Annotated in this window: 3 protein-coding genes; 1 reads left to right on the top strand and 2 read right to left on the bottom strand. The window is 68.6% G+C overall.

Going from position 1 to position 3,700, the window contains the following annotated elements; translation table 11 throughout:
- Positions 1-389: 389 nt before the first annotated feature.
- Positions 390-1,742, bottom strand: coding sequence for a potassium channel family protein (locus DQW85_RS26100; RefSeq protein ID WP_113702589.1), 1,353 nt, complete (start codon positions 1,740-1,742; stop codon positions 390-392).
- A 121-nt stretch (positions 1,743-1,863) separates the two neighbouring features.
- Entirely contained in the window at positions 1,864-2,304 is a 441-nt protein-coding gene (locus DQW85_RS26095) for a DUF6196 family protein (protein WP_113702588.1), read from the bottom strand.
- Between the two features lie 361 nt (positions 2,305-2,665).
- Here DQW85_RS26095 and DQW85_RS26090 point away from each other — a divergent pair, with 361 nt between their 5' ends.
- On the top strand, positions 2,666-3,538 hold the full coding sequence (locus DQW85_RS26090; RefSeq protein WP_113702587.1) for a substrate-binding periplasmic protein: 873 nt from the start codon (positions 2,666-2,668) through the stop codon (positions 3,536-3,538).
- The last annotated feature ends 162 nt before the right edge of the window (positions 3,539-3,700 follow it).

The raw sequence follows: 3,700 nt of genomic DNA, 5'->3' as shown, positions 1-3,700 counted from the left end.
GGAGGCGGCCGGGCCGCCGGTCCCTGGGGCGGCGGAGGTGCCGGTGCCGCCACACGCCGCCAGAGCCAGCGCGCCCGCGACGGCGATCGCGCCGCCTTTCAGCGCTCGCCGGGTCAGAAGATTACTCAGGCCCACTACGGCCTCCTTACGGATCGAACACTGAACACTGTTTCGGGCATCACCGCACCGACCTCCGACGCCATTTATGGACATATCCGTAAATAGCAGGAATGGTGTTGAGTGCCGTGGCCCGGGAGAATTGGCTAAAGCCTAGAAAGCGGGTTTACGCAGGCCAAGGTGATGATCATGCGTGTTGGTAGGGATTTGTTGTGTGATTCGGTGGTCTGTGTGGATTCATTGCGAGCGCCGCCCCGCCAGGCGCGATTTCGTCAGATCGGGACCGCGACGTTCACGTGCGAGCAGCCGTCGCGCGCCGCGAGCGGCCATGGCGCGAATGTTCCGCCGGGCGACCTCACGAATATGCGGTGCCGGTGCGCGACGACGCCGGTCGCGGGGTCTCCCAGCAGGCGGGCCAGCACGTACGCGGCCGCCAGGCTGGTGACGTCGCGGATGGTGCCCAGCGGAAGAAGGGACCGGGTCTCGGCTATCGCCTCGTGCTCGCCGGCCCTGAGCACCACCCTGGTGCCGGGCGAGACTCCTTGAGCGGCGATGGCCACGGCGATGTTGTCGAGATCGTCGGAGCCGACGGCGGCCAGCGCCCTCGCCCTGCCCAGATGCAGGTGGTCGAGGACGGCGCGGTCGCCGCCGTGTCCCACCATGACGGGAATGCCCAGGGTGCGGGCGAGCCGTACGTTCGGCGCGTGCGGATCACGCTCCACCCCGACGACGGGCACGCCGAGGCGCCGCAGCTCACAGCAGAGCCGCAGCCCGACCTGGCCGATGCCGACGACGATCACATGCCCGGAGCGGGGCACCGTGCGGGGCCCGATCAGTCCCACCAGCTTGGGGCCGAGCATCCGGTCGATGACGCCGGCGGTGAACATGGCGCTGAAGACGACCGTGCACAGCATGATCGCACTCGACACGAGCTGGTACGCGGACGAGTGCCGCGGCGCGGTCGCCGGTCCCACGGTCGCGACCACCCGGGCGGCGTCGAACAGGGCCTCCGCGGGGTGGGCGCCCAGGCTGAGCAGCCACGCCCAGTCACCGAGCAGCGCCGCGAGCATGCCCGCCAGCCCAGCGAGCATGATGCGGGTGCCCGCGTCATGCGGGCGCAGCTGTCCCGCGAGCCCGCCCAGCCGGGACCGCCGGCCCATCCGCTCGCGCTGCCACGGCTCCGCGCCCAGCTCCCCGTCGATCATCCGAACCGCCTCGGCACGCTGCCCGCCGCCCCGCAGGGCGGCGATGGCGGTGTCGGCGCAGGGCCCGGCCAGGGTGGGGGCCACCAGGTCGGCCGGAGAGGTGACATGGCACTGGGGCAGCAGGCGGAGCAGTTCGTCGGCCACCGTCCGATCGAAGATCGTCACAATGATCGGGACCTGGCCGGACATGTGCGCGACCGCCAGCGCGTATCGCAGGGCCGCGACATCGTCGTGCAGCAGCACCGCCACCGCCTCGGGCGCGCTCGACATCGCGCAGCGGAGCTCCTCGTCACGGGGCTCCGTGAGGTGCGCGACCGTGTGCGCCGCGTCCAGCAGCGAAGCGCACACCCGGCGCGCGAGGTTGGTCTCTCCGATGACGACGAACGAGCGGGCGCCGTCGGGGTTGAGGACTTCCTTCATGATCTCGGTTCGGTGCCCTGTCCGCCGCAGTCTTCGGACAGGTAGGGGTCGCACGCTACGCAGCGTGGCTCGCCACAGGTGACGCAGCGGGTCGTTTCGTTGCCGCACTGGCACGTCGGATTCATCGCGCGCCCTCCCGCAGTGCCTCGACCACGGCGAGGGCGTCGTCGAGCAGGTCGATCGGACAGCCCCAGTAGTCGTAGACGCCGCCCCTCGCGCGGTTGCTCCCGCAGATGACGAACACACCGGTTCCCAGCCTCGCCTTGAGCACGCCGGCGAGCCAGCCGACGAAACCGCTGTTGTCGAGCTCGGCGGGGAAGTGGAAGGAGAAGATCCCGAAGCGTTCGACGTCCTGGTGCCTCTGGGTGAGCCGGACCAGGCGGCTCCAGCTCTGCTCGTCGCGGACCGCGGCGAGCGTGTCGTCGGTGAGCGCCGGCGGCCAGTCGATGGGGGACTCCTCGAAGCACCAGACGCCGTCGAACGCGACGAGGTCGGCCTGAGCGATCACCCGGCGGAGACGCCTTTCGGTCTGCTCCGGCGTCTCCATACTGACGCTAACCATCGGTGACGTCTCCTCTGTGATCGGTTCGGGATACGATTGATCGCCGCATGGCGGGGGGTGCACGGGGAGGATTCAGACAGCCTAGGAATGTATGTTCATGCAGGCCAAGCGGCTGACATTGCGTCCTCGCGCGGTTTCGTTGCGTGTCCGGCGCAGGCGCTTGCGATCCGTTGTGCGCCTTGTGGCCACGTGATCGCCGTTCGTCGTCGGCTCCCTCGATCGCCGGGCGCAATGGATCCGCGCGGTCCCGGAGATCACGCAATGGATCCTCGCCAACGCGCATGAATACACCCTTGGCCTGCGTAAACCGCGCTTTCTAGGCTTTAGCAGATTCTCGCCCGGAAATAGATGGAGATGGTCGATGTTCCGGAGGGTGTTGACGATCGGCGCCGGCGCGCTGGTTCTCGCGGCGTGTGGCGCCCCGGTCTCGTTCGTGCGGGACGGTGGCGAACCCCGGCTCGTCAAGCCGGGCAAGCTGACGATGTGCACGAACCTCACGTACGAGCCGTTCGAGTTCAAACGGGGCGACAGGATCGTCGGGTTCGACGTGGACATCGTCGACCTGGTGGCAAAGCGGCTCGGCGTGGCCCACGAGATCGTGGACCTCCACTTCTCGATGATCAAGAACGGTGTGGCGATGGCCGAGGGCAAGTGCGACGTCGCCGCCGCCGGCATGACGATCACCGCTGAGCGCAGGCGGAACATCGACTTCTCCGCGCCCTACTTCGACGCCACCCAGGCGTTGCTGGCCAAGAAGAGCCTGGGCGTCACGTCGCTGGATGACGTGCTGGTCAGGGATCTCAACCTCGCGGCCCAGGCGAGCACGACCGGCCTCGACCACGTCAGGAAGGCCGGGCTCGTCCCCACGGAATACTCCGACTCCGCCAAGCAGCTGTTCGCCCTGCGGACCGGTCAGGCGGACGTGATCGTGCAGGACCTGCCCGTCGTCCTCACCTGGCTGAAGAAACCGGAGATCGCCAAGAAGTTCGAGATCGTCGCCAGCCTGGACACCGGCGAGCAGTACGGCATCGGCCTGAAGAAGGGGGCCGACCCTGAGCTGCTCAGGGCCGTCAACGAGACGATCGCCACCGCCAAGCGGGACGGCGCCTACGAGCGTATCTTCACCAGGTGGTTCGGCAGGAGCCCCAGTGAGCTGGGGGGATCGATGATCGGCCAGCCGACGGCGAACGTGCCGACCGGCCCGGCGAGGACCAAGACCTTTCTCCACAACTGACCACCGGGCCGGGTCCGTCGCCGGCCGTGCCGCGAGACGGGGTGCTGTCAGGGGTAGAGGCCGCGCATCTGGTGTGCTTCGGCGACCCGGCCGACGCCGATGATGTGGGCGGCTTGGCGGAGGGTGAGGTTGCGGGTGTCGGCGAGGGTTTTGACCTGGGTG

It is taken from the genome of Nonomuraea lactucae, from assembly GCF_003313395.1.
Taxonomy (GTDB): domain Bacteria; phylum Actinomycetota; class Actinomycetes; order Streptosporangiales; family Streptosporangiaceae; genus Nonomuraea; species Nonomuraea lactucae.
Note: the sequence above shows the minus strand (reverse complement) of the source record. Positions and strands in the feature narration are given on the sequence as shown.